Here is a 15669-nt window from a genome sequence, read left to right as displayed (position 1 = left end):
GCGCAGTTTGTTAGTTAACTTAGCTAAAAGAGATTGTATGATCAGTACCCAGCATTTAAATCACATAGGGCTCGAAGAAAAATATGGAGCCCACAATTACCATCCGCTTCCAGTGGTGTTATCAAAAGGAAAGGGCGTTTTTGTCTGGGATACAGAAGGCAGGCGATATTATGATTTCCTTTCCGCCTATTCTGCAGTAAATCAGGGTCACTGCCACCCGCGAATTATAGAAGCATTAACAGATCAGGCACAAATACTTACTCTTACTTCACGGGCTTTTTACAATAATCAATTGGGTGAATATGAGCAGTACATTACACGCATGTTCAGCTACGATAAGGTTTTACCCATAAATACTGGTGTTGAGGCGGTGGAAACTGCCTTAAAACTAACAAGAAAATGGGCATATCAGGTCAAGGGCATTGCCTCCAACGAGGCAAAAATTATTGTATGTGCTGATAATTTCCATGGCAGAACCTCAGGTGTAATATCCTTTTCTACAGATAGACAGTCTACAGAAGGCTTTGGACCCTATATGCCCGGTTATATAATTATTCCGTATAATGATTTAGATACCCTTCAAAATGCTTTGGAGAATCCCAACATTGCGGGGTTTCTGGTAGAGCCAATCCAGGGTGAGGCAGGAGTGATTGTGCCCAATGAGGGCTATCTTCAAAATGCATTTAATTTATGTAAGGAAAAGAATGTGCTGTTTATAGCAGATGAAATTCAAACCGGCCTGGCACGTACAGGTAAGATGTTATGCTGCGACTATGAGGACATTCGCCCAGATATTTTAATATTAGGAAAAGCATTATCAGGTGGAACCATTCCCATTTCTGCTGTACTGGCTGATGATGAAATCATGCTCACCATCAAGCCTGGCGAGCATGGATCCACCTACGGGGGCAATCCTCTGGCTTGCAGGGTTGCAATAGCAGCATTGGAGGTCTTAAAAGATGAAAAGCTTTCCGAAAATGCCTTTTACCTCGGAAATATATTCCGGGAGGAATTAAATAATTTCGAGAATGATACCATTATTTCTGTACGCGGAAAAGGTTTGCTAAATGCAATTGTTGTGAAGCCAAAAAAGGATAAAGATGCCTGGGATTTTTGTCTCGCATTAAAAGAGAATGGATTACTTGCCAAGCCTACTCATGGCGATAAGATACGCTTTGCCCCCCCTCTTGTTATCAATGAAGAGCAGATTATGGAATGTGCTGATATTATTAAGAAAACTTTTGGCTCTTTTTAAACTAGTTATTCTGCTTTTAACTTATCTCAGCATAAGTATTTTTGCTTTATAATCAGGGACAATATTAAATTGGTTAAGTGCCCAGGCCCCTATAACGAGCGGTTGCAACTGCGAGGCATCGACGGTTACTACAATCTTCTTTGCAGAATGATCGCCTATTTTGGCTGAAATACTTTTACTAACTGCTCCGCTTTCTGGTGCTGAAGAAAATAATTTTAAATACCCTTCATTATTAACCACAATACCAGGTGCACCCGGATTAAAGCTAAAATCCAAACTACTTCCATTAACGGTAACCTCAATTGCAGTACTATCACCATTTTTACCAATGGGAAGAGAAGAGCTGCTGGTTGCGGTTTTTATTTGCTTCTTTATTATTTCAATATTTTTTGCGGCATCAGAACTATCTGAAGGATTATACTTCAGATAATTTTGGTAGTAATACAGCGATACTCCATAATTTTCTTTAACGGCATTAATCTGAGCAAGATAATTATATGCTTCCTGAAGTTCTTTATTGTACTTACTTGTATCTGGCAATTGCATGGTTTTGGCAATAGTCATATGGTAAAAAGGTGCTGCCAGTCCTTTAGTTGAATCGGGGTTATCTAAGTTTGTCATAACCCGGGCCTGCCACACATAACCTATAGGCCAGGCCTTATTTAATTTGGTCATGCCTACAAAAGCCGTATCAGACAGTGGAAATTCTTTAGATAGATAGTACGATTTTCCTACGTTAAAGAAATCCTGAAGCGTGGCATCTTTAGGCGATGCAGAAATTTTGCTTTGGTACGCAACTGCCGCCTCGTGATATTGTTTACTTTGCAACAGGATGTTTCCGATCTCATTATATAGCGCATACTTGGAAGTGTCCATGCTTATTGCCTTTTTCAAGTTTAGCATTGCAAGGGAATCATTTCCGGTTTTACCAAGTAATTTTCCATAATACTCATAATCCAGAGAAAGAATTTTTGAGGTGTCTGTTTTCCTGAAAAATGTATCCAGTTGATTTTTACCTATATCATAATTTTGCAACTCATAATTTGAGTAGGCAGATAAGCGCCAGCTAACAGGAGTATTAATGCGTTTACGCAACTCATCCAGTATGGAAATGGCACCTTTATAGTCTTTACTCAGGAAAAGATATTGTGCGTATTGATATTGAGTATTGTCATCTTTATCAGCAAGATCACGATATTTCTCGAAGGCAGTTTTTGCCTTATCATACTGAGCAGTGTTATAGTATAATTCGGCTAATTGACGGTATGCCGGGGGAAAGTTAGGATCTATCTGCAATGCTTTCTCAAGACTTGCAAGCGACTGGTTATAATTTCTTGCAAGTCTCCATATCACACCTATCCGGGTATGGGCCTTGGCATAAGAAGGATTCAATTCGGCTGCTCGTTCATAAGCAGATACTGCTTCTCCTCCCCTGTTCAGGGATTCATATGCCTGTCCCAATTGCCAATACACTTCAGCAACCTTATCATTATAGCCAATGGCCTTATTAAGCTGGTTAATTCCCTCCTGCTTATTAGGATGCTCGCTATTGACGTAAGCGTCGGCTACGAGCGTATAATAAAGAGGGTCCTTGGAAGAAGACAATCCCTTCGCTTTGTCAAAAAACTCAGTTGCCTTTTGAACATTGTTATCATCCAGATAAGTTCTTCCCATTCCTATAAAATTGTAAAAAGATTTAGGATCAGCCTTTGTTCCTGCATCATATGCCATACGTGCTGAATCTCGCTTTCCTAAATTATCATATGCCTGACCCAGGTAATAGTAATTTTTTCCTTCCGATGGCTGCTGTGCAATAAGCTTTTTAAAAATATTTCGGGCAGATGCATAATTTTCATAGTCAATAGCTTTTATGCCATCTGTCAGGCTTTGTGCTTTAACTGCGGAAACAGCAAGCAGAAATATCAGGACCCCCCCTTTAAATGTTTTCATCTCTCTGATAATTTAGTAATCAATTAAAACCCTTTTCTTAATTCTATTACTCTCACAGGTTGTGTTGCCGGCATTAACCCTGAACGAAGAATAATGCGTTGGCCCTCATCTGATGCAAGATAACTTGCAAACCCTGTTCCAAGCCCCATCCTTGGTTCACCGCTTATGACATAAACGTCCCTCAAAAAAGGATATTGATGCTGCATTATATAATATTGAAATGGTTTATAAAAATTGGTATCTGATGGATTGGCGGATCCAATCGCAACAGGTTTTATGCGTCGAAGAAAATTATTTGCAATGCTGTCATCACCTTGACTTATCCAGTTCACTCCGATTACTCCTATTGCAGCCGGGTTTTTCTCAACATAATCCACAACAGCAGCATTGGAAGCAGCTGCATATGTGTTTAAAGGGAGTTGACCACTACCGTTGATCGAATCTTTAATATATCTCACAATGCTCGAACTATTATTGTCAAACACAATACTGATATCTTTTAGGCTAGAATTAGGATCTATTTCGCTCCATAAACGTTGCTTCCCGCTCATAATATCCCTCACTTTACTTTGGCTAAGGTTGGTATCAGGATTATTTGTATTGATAATGAAACATACGGCATCCGTAGCAATTTTGTTTTGGCGAGGCTCAAACTGACGCTGATGGAAATAATTCATTTCATCACTGTTAAGAGGGCGGGCTATAACAATTACCCTGGATTTATCATTTAATAAATCATTGATTACCTCCGTTTCCGCCTTGTAGGATGCGATTATTTTAGCATTGGTATAAACTCTTTGAAAGTTTGTTATTACATTTCTAATAATCGGCTCAAAGGTTTCATCTGCTGAGATAGAAATTTCACCCGACGTAGGTGTATCCGTTGGGCTGTTTTTTGAATTCCTGTTACAGGAAGCAAGTAGAATTATTACTGCTAAAAGATATAAGCAATGAGCAACAGGTTGTGAGATATTCATTTTATTCTCCGTTGTTTTGCCGGTAATACCGGTTATAAACCAGGTAAAATCTATAGCATCCGTAAAAAAGCAGGAGGCCTCCAAAAATATACCTCGGTAAAGAAGCGATGCCGGGGAAAAGATCGGTAAAGACAAAAATGCCTCCCACCCCGATGTAGAATAACACCATAAAGAGATGGAAGGCAAAAAGAATTTTATTGTTCAATAGAATGCTTCGATTGACTTATTCCGTGCCAAGTTTAAATGTAACAGGAAGTTTAAAATAAACTTTTACAGGGTTACCGTTTTGCTTCCCGGCTTTCCATGGTGGCATGTTCTTTACTACTCTTATAGCCTCATCTGCACAGCCACCCCCTATATCCCTTACTACTTGAATGTCTGAAATATTTCCTGACTCATTTACCACAAACTGAAGTACAACTTTCCCTTCAATCCCGTTTTCACGGGCGGCGGCAGGGTACCGGATGTTTTTTGAAAGATATTTTTGCAGCTCCTGAACACCTCCGGGAAATTCCGGCATCTGTTCAACATACATAAAAATCTCAGGTTTCTTTTCTTCTACAACCTGTTGTTCAGGAGGAGCAGCGCTGAAATCTACATTGGCATTAGGGTCTACGGTTGTAGCTGCAGGCTCTGCTTCCTTTAATTCTTCCACAGGTGGCGGCTCCTGGTCGGGCGGTACTTGTTCATCAGGTTTAATAACCGGGGGTGTAAACTTAATAGTTTTCGGAGGCGGTGGAGGAAGATCTGGGGGAGGTGGTGGCGGTTCTGTTTTATCCAAAGGGGGTGGCGCGCTCAGCTCTGTTACTGTGGTAACTGGTTTTTTTACTACCACATCTTTATGAAGCAATGCTTTTATATAAGGAATGCTGAAGGCAATTATAAAGGCAGCAAGAGTGGTCATACCTGCCACCATGATGTGGCGGTTATATATTTTCCTTAAAAAATAAGCGCCGTAATTTTTATTCCGGTTTTCAAAAATAATATCATCAAGGTCGGCGGTTAATATTTTGCTGGATTCCATTCTTCTTTATTTAGTGTTTAGATGACTATAATCAGGGTTTTCCATAAGTACCACACTTATTGCGATTGTGGAAGCATGGTTAACTCATCGGGAGTTACGTCCACAATAGCATATCTTTTTATGTGCGCAATTTTCATTTCATCTAAAATGTCTACCAGGTTTTGATAACGTGCCTGGTTAGTAGGCTTTATGAGCACCACCACGCCATTCTGATCCCGGCCCACATGGGCCTGCTCCTGCCGCACTTCTGCATCTTTATCTAACAAGGCCTGGCGTATGCCCTTAGCCGAATAATTTGAAGTTTGAACCTGTGGATTAGTAATACCGAAGTAATAGTAAATCCGGTTGTTTTTGTCCATAATAACGGTCATTGCTTCTGACTCCCTCACTTTGGTTTCCGAGGTATCCTGTGGTTTTTTTTTGTCCGGCATCACCACTTCCATAGCCGTAGGTTTACTGAAAGTAGTTGTAAGCATAAAAAAGGTCACCAGCAAAAACGCAAGATCAACCATAGGGGTCATGTCAATGCGAGTGGACATTTTCTTACTTCTGGCGCCCCCTTTCTTTTTACCATGACTTTCCGATTTGCCTTCTAATTCTGCCATAGCTTTATTTAGTTTTTTTTGTGTCAGCAATATATCCTGTGGGAGGAGTTTCTTTATCTGTAATAAGACTGAAGCGATTTACATCCTGGTTTTGAAGAGTAGCAATTACCTGCTTTACAGCTTTAACGTTGGCATCCTGATCGCCTTGTATGGTGATGATTGCATTGGCGTCAACAGCTCTGGCATTGCCGATCCAGTATCTCAACTCGCCCCCCATTGAATCTATCGGAATACCGCTCTGCTTTATTTTTTTTCGGTCTTCCGGACGAAGATCAAGAAACTGTTTCATCTGCGCCATAGGAACGCCAACAGTGGTAAGCACTGCAAAAGTATTAATCTCGTCCTGTGTGAAGGAGGTGTTATATTCCTCCGCCATTTTTTGGATTAATGTCTGTCTGAAGTATTTTCCGGAAAGATCGAAAAATGCCTTTCCTTCACTGCTCACCGTAATTGTCATTATATCCTTGGAAGGAATGATAATGGTAGATATAGAAGAGGGTTTTTTTATTGTAACAGGTTCTTCCGGTCGCATTTGAGTAGTAAGCATGAAAAAAGTTACCAGCAGAAATGCCATGTCAACCATAGGTGTCATATCAATTGTGGTGCTCTTTCTTGGAACTTTAACTTTAGGCATAGTAAATTATCTTAACTGTTTTTAGATGCAAAATTTTGTTGCAGGCTGTAACCGGCCTCATCAATTCCGTAAGTTAAGCTATCAATACGAGTGGTAAACACATTATACATTATTATTGCCAAGCTGGATGTCAAAATACCCAAAGCAGTATTAATAAGCGCTTCAGAAATACCGGTAGAAAGCTGAACAGCATCCGGAGCACCAGCGTGCGCCAGCGCAGCAAATGCCCGGATCATCCCAAACACAGTTCCCAATAAACCTGTCAATGTTCCAAGAGGAGCAAGAGTAGCTATTACAGGTAAATTTCTTTCTAGCATAGGCAATTCCAATGCAGTGCTTTCTTCCACATCTTTCTGGATGGCCAATAACCGCTGGTCTTTAGCCATGGTACGCTCACCCATCATTTCCCTGTATTTTTTAAGACCGGATTTAATCACATTTGCAACCGAACCCTTTTGACGATCGCATTCCTTTTCAGCCGCATCAACATCGTTATTTGACAGATTGTATTGTACCTTTTTCACAAATTGATTTACATTACCTGTACCTTTTGCCTTTCCAATAGTAAGAAACCGTTCGATGGATACCGTTATTACCATCAGTAGCATCGTAATAAGAAACGGAACGATGAAACCTCCCTTGTAAACTATCCCCAAAAAGTTCCCTTCCTTAGGAGCGTTATTAGGATTATTATCTATAAAATTATTAGGATTTCCTAATACAAAAACGTAAACGAGCCATGCTATTATAAACGATCCTACGAGAACAATCCCGGTAAATAAACCGGAGTTATTAGATGTCTTCTGCATTGTGATTGGTTTAAGGGGTTAATATTGGTGAATTGCAAATATAAAATTTCCTCTAACTAAAAAAATTCTGCGATCATTTATGATAATTTATCATTCATCAAGTCTTTCCTCACTAAGCTATGGTGCCTGCTGTATAAGAAATAGATCACCAATCCAATTGCAGTCCACGCCAGAAAACCCTCCCAGGTTTGTTTGTCAAGCCCATACATCATGGCGGCACAAACAAGGATTCCCATTATAGGAACAAATGGAACTAAGGGTGTTGTGAACGCACGTTTTAATTCAGGTTGCCTAACGCGCATAATCCATACTCCTGCACTAACAAGCAGAAATGCTGAAAGGGTGCCGATGCTCGTAAGATCGCCGGTGAGAGAACCGGGAATGAAGGCAGCAAACAATCCACAGAATAAAAGGAAAATCCAGTTTGATTTGTAAGGTGTTTTGTATTTCGGATGTACATCGGAAAAAATTTTCGGGACCAGGCCATCACGCGACATAGAGTAGAAAACTCTTGACTGTCCAAGCAGCATCACCAGGATCACTGAAGAAAATCCGGCGAGAATCGCAACAGTAACAAAATTTGCAAGCCATCCGTAACCCTGCATGTAGGTTTGAATTGCATAGGTAACTGAGGCTTCCTTTCCGGCAGTTCTAAAATCTTCAGTGGTTGCAACACCTGTGAGTACAAAGGAAAATAATATGTAGAGTACAGTGCATATTGCAAGTGATAAAAGAATACCCATTGGCATATCCCGTTTTGGATTTTTTGCTTCCTGCGCCGCAGTGGACACAGCGTCGAAACCGATGAAGGCGAAGAACACTGTTCCCGCTCCTGCTAAAATTCCCATAAATCCTCCAAATGCATGCGAGGATCCCTGCGGATCAGTGTAAGTGCCGGCAGGCGGAATAAACGGTGTATGGTTGGCGGAATTAATGAATGACCATCCAAACAAAATGAAAAGGCAAACGATAGAAACCTTAAGGATGACTATCAATGCATTCACTATGGCAGAGCCATGTGTTCCACGAATGAGAAGCATTGTTAACAGTAATAAGATTGCAAGCGAAGGCAGATTGGCTATCCCGTGAACTCCTTCAATTCCATCTGCTTTGAGATTAGAAATAAGAAATGGAGAATGGCACCATTGATAAGGAACCCTCATATCAAAATTTGCAAGAAACTTATTTAGATATTCTGACCATGCAATGGAAACCGTTGCCGCACCAAGGCCGTATTCCAGGATTAATTCCCATCCAATAATCCAGGCAACAAATTCGCCTAGTGTCGCATACGAATAGGTATAAGCGCTACCTGCAATGGGAATGGTGGAAGCAAATTCTGCATAACATAATCCTGCAAACAAACAGCCTACTGCTGCAATTATATAAGAATAAGTAACTGCAGGTCCGGCATGCTCTGCTGCTGCTGCTGCAGTCCGCACAAATAATCCTGCGCCAATAATGGCTCCTATTCCCAATAAAACCAGATGACCCACGCCAAGCGTACGCTTAAAATCATTTGCGCTGCCTTCTGATTGCGCCATTATCTTACTTATCGATTTACGTGCGAATAATCCGTTTGCCATATAATGATGCCTCACAAAATTTAGTGAAAGAGCAAAATAGTAATAATTTTAAAAGAAGAAAAAGTTTCTATCTATAATTACAAGCTTAAGACAATGCAGCAACAGACATTAAATAATACCTGAAATTAACCCAGGTAATAATCCAAACAGAAGAGTAAGAAATGTAAGCGTAAGCAAAAGAATTTTAATTGTTGGCGAAATGATTACAGGCTTGCCCGGTTCCTGAAATTTAATCCCCGCCAGTATAGGGCGGAAATAATAATACACACTTATAAAAGAGTTAATAACTGCAACTATAACAAGCCACATCCATCCTCCTGAGATTGCGGAATAAAAAATATAAAATTTACCGAAAAAGCCGGCTGTAAATGGTATGCCCGCAAGTGAGAGCATTGCTATGGCAAGGATAAATAAAAGCAAAGGATTAGAGCGTGATAAGCCATTAAATGCATCATAAGTTTCGCCCATTTTATTCTGCTCCATAACCTTTATGATCACAAAGGCTGTAAGTGAAGCAAGTGTATAGGAAACGGAATAAAAAAGAATAGCACTGTTAGAGCTGGCATTAAGAGTAACTAAAGCAATAAGCATATATCCGGCGTGTGAAATACTGGAATATGCAAGCATCCTCTTTACATTCCTTTGATAAATAGCAATGAAATTTCCGACCAGCATAGTTAACACTGATATTGCCCACAATACCTCCTGATAATTTTCTTTAAGGGAAGGAAAGGTTAATTCAAATAATCTAAGAAAGGCCGCTACTGCAGCAATTTTGCCGGTAGTAGCCATGTAGCCTGTGACCAGTGTGGGCGCACCCTGGTATACATCAGGAGTCCAGAATTGAAAAGGTGCAGCTGCTACTTTAAAAAGCAATCCTGTCATTATCAGTAAGATTCCGGCTATTAAAAAAGTATTTGGTTTAACGGCGGCATCTTTTCCATAAGCGGCAATTTCATTCAGAGAAAAAGAACCGGAAGCTCCATACAGCATAGCGATACCGAACAATAAAAAACCGGTGGAAAATGTGCCCATTAAAAAATATTTGAGCGATGCCTCGTTGGACAACAGATCTCTTTTTTTCGATCCGGCAAGTACATAAAAGCTGAGGGATAATATTTCAACACCCAGAAATAGCATCAGTAAATTGGTAAATGAATACATTATTACCGCACCCACTGCAGTAAAGAGAATTATTGCGAAAACTTCTGAATAGTGAACTTCTTCTTTATAATGAAACTGATGATAAAACAGTACAATAAATAGAACGGTTACTATGGTAATAGCATTAAATGCAATAGCATAATTGTCCACTAACATCATATTATTGAAATACGAGTGATTAGTGTTCCACATAATAACATTGAGCACCAATGAAATTATTAATCCAACAACAGTAACAGGTAATATTATAAGGCGGATTTTGAAGACTCCACTAAACATGGATAACAACCCTAAAACGGTAAGCGCTATCAATACATTCATAATGTACTTAATGCTGATTGATGGGTTGCAAATACTTCCAGAATATGCTGAACTGCTGTGCTTGAAACACTCAAGAGCATTGCAGGATAAATTCCTGTTGCTATCACAAGTAAACACAGCGAAACCAATATCCAGCCGTTCATAACTGAAAAATCCTGGTAAGTGCCTGATGCAGGAGCAACTTCGCCAAGAAAAACATTTTTATATAAGCGTAACATGTAACAAGCACTGAGTATGAGTGTGAGACCTGCAAAAGCGGCAGCCCATGGATTATAAAAATAAATGCCCATAAGCAAAAGGAATTCTCCGATGAATCCGTTGGTAAGTGGTAAACCCACACTCCCCAGAAGAACAATTATAAAAAAAACACTCACCTTTTTCATTTGACCTGCTACTCCACTTAATTCACTCAGCAATCGAGTTCCATATTTTTGTTCTATCAGGTCTACCATAAAAAGTAAAGCAATCACATTCACCCCATGGTTAAACATTTGAATCATTGCACCCTGTACTCCATTTACATTAACCGATAACACGCCGGCGGTAATGAGGCCCACATGGGCAATGGAAGAATAGGCAATTAATGTTTTAAGGTCGTTTTGTCGCAGAGCAATGACAGATGCATATATAATACCGATGATACAAAGCGCTATTGATAGATTACTCCATTCTAAAACAGCATTTGGTACAATGGGAAGTACAAAACGTATAAGCCCGTAAATACCCATTTTCAACATGATGCCTGCCAGGAGCATAGTGCCTGCGGCGGGTGACACCGTGTAGGTATCCGGCTGCCATGTGTGAAAAGGAAATACAGGAATTTTAATTGCAAAGGCTATAAAAAACGCCCAGAAAATCCAGCTTTGCTCAGTCGAAGAAAGTTGCAGGGTATAAAAAGACGCTATATCAAATGTGTGAGTACCCGGTGTCTTAAAATAGAGGTAAAGAATTGCGACAAGCATCAACAGACTGCCGGCAAGGGTGTAAATAAAAAATTTTAGTGTAACCGGAATGCTGTTTTTTGCTCCCCATATTGCACAAATAAAATAAATGGGAACGAGTGTTAATTCATAAAAAACATAAAAAAGAAAAGCATCTTTGGAAATAAAAACGCCTACCAATCCAAATTGCATAAGAATCATCAGAGAATAAAATGCCTTTGGGTCTTTAACTTTATTTCCTAAAGTTGTTGCAATTATGAATGGATATAATATTCCGGTAAGCAATACCAATATCAGGCTGATTCCGTCTATGCCTATGTTAAAGGAAATTCCAAGTGATGGAATCCAGGTTACATCTTTAGAAAGCGATAAAAAGTCACTTTTATAGAATTCTACTAAAGCCAGAATGATAAGTGCTAGAATTACTAATGATCCTATCAATGCAATGCGGCTGCTCTTAGATACGGGAGCAAGCAAAATGGACAGAAGCAAAATGAAGGGGGCGACAAGAATTAACAGAGCTGTCATGGAATCAGAATGCAAACAGTTTAGACAATCCGAAAACCAGAATGGCCACAATACCTGCTACCATCATTATTACATATAGTCCAATATTTCCTGTTTGAATTTTTCTCATCCACGTGCTTAAATAAACCGTTAGATTTCCTGCTCCGTTTACAGAACCATCAATAATATTATTTTCTATGTAATTCCTGAAGAATTTTGAAAATGAAAGCAAAGGATGTACAAATAAAACATGGTAGAGTTCATCTACGTAAAACTTATTATAGGAAAGCTTGTAAAAAAAAGAATGAGATTCATTCAAGCTTTCAACCCTCTTCTTCACATATAAATTGTAAGTAGCAGCGATGGTTAACAGTAATGCCAATACAAGAAAAATTATCGTTAAGAATTCCAGTGTGGAAGTGGGTACTTCTTTAATCAGATAAGTATTGTTAGAAAAAACTGGAGTGAGGTAGGTATTCAGCCAATGGTGATCAGTGATAAATTCCGGTAAACCCAGGAGCCCAGCAAAAACTGAAAAAAAAGATAAAATCATTAAAGGAACAATTATTGAAAGCGGCGATTCATGGAGATGATCGTGCTGATGGGGGGTACCTCTGAATGTTCCCCAAAACACCAGGAAATATAAACGAAACATATAAATTCCTGTTAGAATGCTGGTGAGTACAAGCAGATAAAAAAATACAGGGTTGTTAGCATAAGACATTAAGATGATTTCATCTTTCGAAAAAAAACCTGAGAACGGCGGAAATCCTGAAATGGCAAGAGTGGCTATAAAAAATGTTACTGAAGTAACCGGAAGGTATTTCTTTAAGCCACCCATGTTTCGAATATTTTGCTCTCCGCCCAAAGCATGAATCACACTTCCAGCGCCAAGAAATAATAATGCCTTAAAGAATGCATGAGTCATCACATGAAAAATACCGGAAGAATATGCAGATGATCCAAGCGCTACAAACATATATCCCAGCTGGCTTACCGTAGAATAAGCCAGTACTTTTTTAATATCGTTTTGTGTGAGAGCTATCAAAGCTCCTAGAATTGCAGTCAGCAATCCGGTAATTGAAACTATTTCCAAAGTGAATGGTGCCAATGAATATAAAATATTGGAGCGTACCACCATATAAACTCCAGCCGTTACCATGGTAGCTGCATGAATAAGTGCACTCACGGGTGTAGGACCCGCCATGGCATCAGGAAGCCATGTGAATAGTGGAATTTGCGCACTTTTTCCAATGGCTCCCACAAACAATAAGAGGGTAATCGACACTATTACCGGATCATTTAAGCTGAAAGGGGCAACCGAGGAAAAAATTATATCAAAATCCGAAGAACCAAAAGTCTTAAACATTAAAAAAATGCCGAGTATAAAGCCCAGGTCACCGATACGGTTCATAATAAATGCCTTATTTGCTGCCGCTGAAAAATTTTTATCTTTCCACCAAAACCCAATCAGCAAATAGGAACATAAACCAACTCCTTCCCAGCCGATAAACATGATTACATAATTAGCTCCCATTACAAGCAGCAGCATAAAAAAAATAAATAGGTTCATGTAAGAAAAGAATTTCCCGTATCCTTCATCTTCGTGCATATATCCTATAGAGTACAGATGGATAAGAAAGCCCACACCAGTAATGATTAACATCATAATGAGCGACAGATGATCGATCCAGAATGAGAAAGAAACATTTATGCTGCTTGTTGCAATCCAGTTGAAAAGATCAATTTTCTGTACTTCGGGAGATGAATACGTTTGAGCAAATAAAACGGCAACAATAATGAAGGATGCCAGTATGGAGCCACATCCAATGCTGGCGACTAAGCCTTTAGAAATTCTTCTAAAACCCAACCCATTTACAAGGAAGCCGATGAATGGCAGTAGCGGTATAAGAAGAGAAAGGGATAACATCTAAAGTTTGCGTGGCGCAAAAATAAAATTCTTTTTTGGTGCAAGAAAGACATTAATCGCAGTAGACTACATTGATGAACAGCAATAATATCTGCTGCTCAATCTTATTCAGTGGTAATACTTCAAATGGTAAGCAGTCTGTAAATTACTTAATGTTTGAACTTGTCAGAGCTATTCAAATCACAATTCATTATCTTTCTCTTCTTTTTCAGGTAAAAAATCTGTATTCATTTGAATAGTATCGGGCGGATGTTCCTGGTCATGGTCTTCATCAACTTCTTCCATCCATTCCGGAACGGGATCATCAGAAGGTCCCCTGTGCAAATAATAAACAGAAAAAAATATTCCTGCCAGAAGTCCGAATAGATGCGCTTCCCATGAAATATCAATAAGAAAGGGCAATATTCCCCAGATAATACTGCCATATAAAAAAATAATAACCAGCGATAATGCCAACAGCTTCCGGTTTCTCCGCAGAATTCCACTAAAAAAAACAAAACCTACCATTCCGTAAACCAAACCGCTTGCGCCAATATGATATTCTTCACGGGCAAACAGCCAGACACCAAGTCCATCTGCAAGCCAAATCCATAGGAAAACCTTGTAAGCAATATCTCTGTAAAAATAAATCATCACCGAGCCGAGTATAAGAAGTGGTATAGAGTTCGAAAACAGATGATCCCAGCTGCCGTGAATAAAAGGAGTGAAAACAATACCTGCAAGACCGGACACATGGCGGGGTAAAATGCCATACTTATAAAAATCAGCTCTGGTACTCCATTGAATAATAAAAACAAGCCACAGCAGCACTACAAACATCAGCGGGATAAATATGCTGATCGACAGTTTTCTTTTTTCGGGACTTTGTTCCAGGGAATTTTCCATTTTAAAAAAGTGCTACCCTGCAAATTGACTGTATAAATTATTGCTTTCAAAACAAAAATATTTCTATTTTTCGCGACATACTTAAACCAACTGATTTTATTATAATTAATAACTGCCATGAAAAAGTTTTTAAAAGTTTTTGGAATCATACTTTTTATTATAGTGATTGTGGTTATTGCCTTTATAAGTTATCTGGAAGTAAAAGGCATTCCATCTTATGAAGCCAAAGACCCGGGTATAAAGGTTCAAAGCGATTCGGCAAAAATTGCTAATGGTAAAAGACTGTCAGAAATGCTTTGCAGGCAATGCCATTACAACGATGTTACAGATAAATTTTCCGGAAAAAATATGACGGAAGGTATAGAACAGTTTGGAACCATTTATTCTGCAAACATTACGCAGGATAAGGACTATGGCATTGGTAGCTGGACTGATGGACAGCTGATGTGGCTGTTACGCACAGGCATAAAGCGCAATGGGGGTTATGCTCCACCGTGGATGCCAAAGCTTCCGCACATGAGCGATTATGATGTAGAAAGCATTATCGCTTTTTTGCATTCAAACGATCCCTGGGTACAGGCAGCTTCTGTTCAGGATACGGCCAGCGCACCATCCTTGCTTGCAAAGTTCCTTACCAACTCCGTTTTCAAACCACTTCCCTATCCATCAGTGGCTATCCCAAAACCAGATACGTCTGATAAAGTAGTCCTGGGCCGTTATATTGTTACCGGAATGCTCGATTGCTATCCCTGTCATTCAGCGGATTTTAAAACGATGAACATTCCTGAACCGGAAAAAAGCGTCGGATTTATGGGCGGTGGAAATATGGTCGGATTAAATAATGAAAAGCAAAAAATGTATTCGGCAAACCTTACACCCGATAGGCAGACGGGCATCGGGGGTTGGACGGAAGAACAATTTATCAACGCTTTACGGTTCGGACAAAAACCAGATGGTCATCCGGTTCGTTACCCGATGATTCCTTACCCTCAACTTTCTGAAACTGAGGTTAAGGCGGTATTTGCATATCTGATGCAGATTCCTCCTATTCATAATCAAATAAATAATCCTCCTCAATAAG

The 15669-nt window shown here is 39.5% G+C and carries 13 protein-coding genes; 2 read left to right on the top strand and 11 right to left on the bottom strand.

What is annotated here, in order from left to right:
• Nucleotides 1-37 precede the first annotated feature (37 nt).
• Nucleotides 38-1255 (top strand): ornithine--oxo-acid transaminase, encoded by a 1218-nt coding sequence (rocD, locus tag H0W62_01260; GenBank protein MBA3647174.1) that lies wholly within the window; start codon nucleotides 38-40, stop codon nucleotides 1253-1255.
• A gap of 21 nt (nucleotides 1256-1276) precedes the next feature.
• Here the strand turns inward: rocD and H0W62_01255 are convergent, their stop codons facing one another.
• From H0W62_01255 to H0W62_01205, 11 genes are all read right to left on the bottom strand, one after another.
• On the bottom strand, nucleotides 1277-3205 hold the full coding sequence (locus tag H0W62_01255) for a tetratricopeptide repeat protein (protein MBA3647173.1): 1929 nt from the start codon (nucleotides 3203-3205) through the stop codon (nucleotides 1277-1279).
• Nucleotides 3206-3228: 23 nt separating this feature from the next.
• Complete coding sequence (locus H0W62_01250) at nucleotides 3229-4182, bottom strand: substrate-binding domain-containing protein (protein MBA3647172.1); 954 nt, start codon at nucleotides 4180-4182, stop codon at nucleotides 3229-3231.
• Nucleotides 4183-4405: 223 nt separating this feature from the next.
• Complete coding sequence (locus tag H0W62_01245) at nucleotides 4406-5206, bottom strand: energy transducer TonB (GenBank protein ID MBA3647171.1); 801 nt, start codon at nucleotides 5204-5206, stop codon at nucleotides 4406-4408.
• A 56-nt stretch (nucleotides 5207-5262) separates the two neighbouring features.
• Complete coding sequence (locus H0W62_01240; protein MBA3647170.1) at nucleotides 5263-5811, bottom strand: biopolymer transporter ExbD; 549 nt, start codon at nucleotides 5809-5811, stop codon at nucleotides 5263-5265.
• A 4-nt stretch (nucleotides 5812-5815) separates the two neighbouring features.
• Entirely contained in the window at nucleotides 5816-6445 is a 630-nt protein-coding gene (locus tag H0W62_01235; protein ID MBA3647169.1) for a biopolymer transporter ExbD, read from the bottom strand.
• 11 nt (nucleotides 6446-6456) lie between these two features.
• Nucleotides 6457-7254 (bottom strand): MotA/TolQ/ExbB proton channel family protein, encoded by a 798-nt coding sequence (locus H0W62_01230; GenBank protein MBA3647168.1) that lies wholly within the window; start codon nucleotides 7252-7254, stop codon nucleotides 6457-6459.
• Between the two features lie 77 nt (nucleotides 7255-7331).
• Complete coding sequence (locus H0W62_01225; GenBank protein MBA3647167.1) at nucleotides 7332-8840, bottom strand: amino acid permease; 1509 nt, start codon at nucleotides 8838-8840, stop codon at nucleotides 7332-7334.
• Nucleotides 8841-8948: 108 nt separating this feature from the next.
• On the bottom strand, nucleotides 8949-10325 hold the full coding sequence (locus H0W62_01220) for an NADH-quinone oxidoreductase subunit N (GenBank protein ID MBA3647166.1): 1377 nt from the start codon (nucleotides 10323-10325) through the stop codon (nucleotides 8949-8951).
• Nucleotides 10322-11794, bottom strand: a complete 1473-nt coding sequence (locus H0W62_01215; GenBank protein MBA3647165.1) for an NADH-quinone oxidoreductase subunit M — start codon at nucleotides 11792-11794, stop codon at nucleotides 10322-10324. The genes H0W62_01220 and H0W62_01215 overlap by 4 nt, the downstream gene beginning before the upstream one ends.
• Nucleotides 11795-11798: 4 nt before the next feature.
• Entirely contained in the window at nucleotides 11799-13703 is a 1905-nt protein-coding gene (gene nuoL, locus H0W62_01210; GenBank protein ID MBA3647164.1) for an NADH-quinone oxidoreductase subunit L, read from the bottom strand.
• Between the two features lie 180 nt (nucleotides 13704-13883).
• Nucleotides 13884-14588, bottom strand: a complete 705-nt coding sequence (locus tag H0W62_01205) for a rhomboid family intramembrane serine protease (protein MBA3647163.1) — start codon at nucleotides 14586-14588, stop codon at nucleotides 13884-13886.
• Nucleotides 14589-14705: 117 nt separating this feature from the next.
• On the opposite strand from H0W62_01205, the gene H0W62_01200 reads away from it, so the two are divergent.
• Entirely contained in the window at nucleotides 14706-15668 is a 963-nt protein-coding gene (locus tag H0W62_01200) for a c-type cytochrome (GenBank protein ID MBA3647162.1), read from the top strand.
• Nucleotide 15669: the final 1 nt, after the last annotated feature.

The sequence above is a fragment of the Chitinophagales bacterium genome (genome assembly GCA_013816805.1).
Classification (GTDB): Bacteria; Bacteroidota; Bacteroidia; order Chitinophagales; family UBA10324; genus MGR-bin340.
This window is presented reverse-complemented; position numbering and strand designations above follow the sequence as displayed.

What these genes read in the sequence shown, in the direction of transcription:
- H0W62_01245 (MBA3647171.1), bottom strand. Translation starts at nt 5,206, where the DNA reads ATGGAATCCAGCAAAATATTAACCGCCGACCTTGATGATATTATTTTT.
- H0W62_01200 (MBA3647162.1), top strand. Translation starts at nt 14,706, where the DNA reads ATGAAAAAGTTTTTAAAAGTTTTTGGAATCATACTTTTTATTATAGTG.
- H0W62_01220 (MBA3647166.1), bottom strand. Translation starts at nt 10,325, where the DNA reads ATGAATGTATTGATAGCGCTTACCGTTTTAGGGTTGTTATCCATGTTT.
- H0W62_01230 (MBA3647168.1), bottom strand. Translation starts at nt 7,254, where the DNA reads ATGCAGAAGACATCTAATAACTCCGGTTTATTTACCGGGATTGTTCTC.
- H0W62_01240 (MBA3647170.1), bottom strand. Translation starts at nt 5,811, where the DNA reads ATGGCAGAATTAGAAGGCAAATCGGAAAGTCATGGTAAAAAGAAAGGG.
- nuoL (MBA3647164.1), bottom strand. Translation starts at nt 13,703, where the DNA reads ATGTTATCCCTTTCTCTTCTTATACCGCTACTGCCATTCATCGGCTTC.
- H0W62_01255 (MBA3647173.1), bottom strand. Translation starts at nt 3,205, where the DNA reads ATGAAAACATTTAAAGGGGGGGTCCTGATATTTCTGCTTGCTGTTTCC.
- H0W62_01215 (MBA3647165.1), bottom strand. Translation starts at nt 11,794, where the DNA reads ATGACAGCTCTGTTAATTCTTGTCGCCCCCTTCATTTTGCTTCTGTCC.
- rocD (MBA3647174.1), top strand. Translation starts at nt 38, where the DNA reads ATGATCAGTACCCAGCATTTAAATCACATAGGGCTCGAAGAAAAATAT.
- H0W62_01250 (MBA3647172.1), bottom strand. Translation starts at nt 4,182, where the DNA reads ATGAATATCTCACAACCTGTTGCTCATTGCTTATATCTTTTAGCAGTA.
- H0W62_01235 (MBA3647169.1), bottom strand. Translation starts at nt 6,445, where the DNA reads ATGCCTAAAGTTAAAGTTCCAAGAAAGAGCACCACAATTGATATGACA.
- H0W62_01225 (MBA3647167.1), bottom strand. Translation starts at nt 8,840, where the DNA reads ATGGCAAACGGATTATTCGCACGTAAATCGATAAGTAAGATAATGGCG.
- H0W62_01205 (MBA3647163.1), bottom strand. Translation starts at nt 14,588, where the DNA reads ATGGAAAATTCCCTGGAACAAAGTCCCGAAAAAAGAAAACTGTCGATC.